Consider the following 1,246-nt stretch of genomic DNA (forward strand, 5'->3'; position numbering starts at 1 on the left):
GCGGGTCGGAACTTACCCGACAAGGAATTTCGCTACCTTAGGACCGTTATAGTTACGGCCGCCGTTTACTGGGGCTTCAATTCATACCTTCGAGTTACCTCTAAGCACTCCTCTTAACCTTCCAGCACCGGGCAGGCGTCACCCCCTATACATCATCTTACGATTTAGCAGAGAGCTGTGTTTTTGATAAACAGTTGCTTGGGCCTATTCACTGCGGCTGACGTAAAGTCAGCACCCCTTCTCCCGAAGTTACGGGGTCATTTTGCCGAGTTCCTTAACGAGAGTTCTCTCGCTCACCTGAGGCTACTCGCCTCGACTACCTGTGTCGGTTTGCGGTACGGGTAGAGTATGTTTAACGCTAGAAGCTTTTCTTGGCAGTGTGACGTCACTAACTTCGCTACTAAACTTCGCTCCCCATCACAGCTCAATGTTATAGAATTAAGCATTTGACTCAATTCACACCTCACTGCTTAGACAGACACTTCCATTCGTCTGCTTTAGTTAGCCTACTGCGTCCCTCCATCACTACATACTCTAGTACAGGAATATCAACCTGTTGTCCATCGGATACACCTTTCGGTCTCTCCTTAGGTCCCGACTAACCCAGGGCGGACGAGCCTTCCCCTGGAAACCTTAGTCTTACGGTGGACAGGATTCTCACCTGTCTTTCGCTACTCATACCGGCATTCTCACTTCTATGCGTTCCAGCGCTCCTCACGGTACACCTTCTCCACACATAGAACGCTCTCCTACCATACCTATAAAGGTATCCACAGCTTCGGTAAATTGTTTTAGCCCCGGTACATTTTCGGCGCAGGGTCACTCGACTAGTGAGCTATTACGCACTCTTTGAATGAATAGCTGCTTCTAAGCTAACATCCTAGTTGTCTGTGCAACCCCACATCCTTTTCCACTTAACAATTATTTTGGGACCTTAGCTGGTGGTCTGGGCTGTTTCCCTTTCGACTACGGATCTTAGCACTCGCAGTCTGACTGCCGACCATAATTCTTTGGCATTCGGAGTTTATCTGAGATTGGTAATCCGGGATGGACCCCTCACCCAAACAGTGCTCTACCTCCAAGAATCTTTATGTCGACGCTAGCCCTAAAGCTATTTCGGAGAGAACCAGCTATCTCCAAGTTCGTTTGGAATTTCTCCGCTACCCACAAGTCATCCAAGCACTTTTCAACGTGCCCTGGTTCGGTCCTCCAGTGCGTCTTACCGCACCTTCAACCTGCTCATGGG

The 1,246-nt window shown here is 49.2% G+C and carries 1 rRNA gene; it reads right to left on the minus strand.

From position 1 onward, the window contains the following. Positions 1-1,246, minus strand: a 23S ribosomal RNA gene (locus tag AB5026_RS18950); the annotation flags it as partial.

Source organism: Blautia sp. RTP21359st1_E11_RTP21359_211015, assembly GCF_040910705.1.
Taxonomy (GTDB): domain Bacteria; phylum Bacillota; class Clostridia; order Lachnospirales; family Lachnospiraceae; genus Blautia_A; species Blautia_A fusiformis.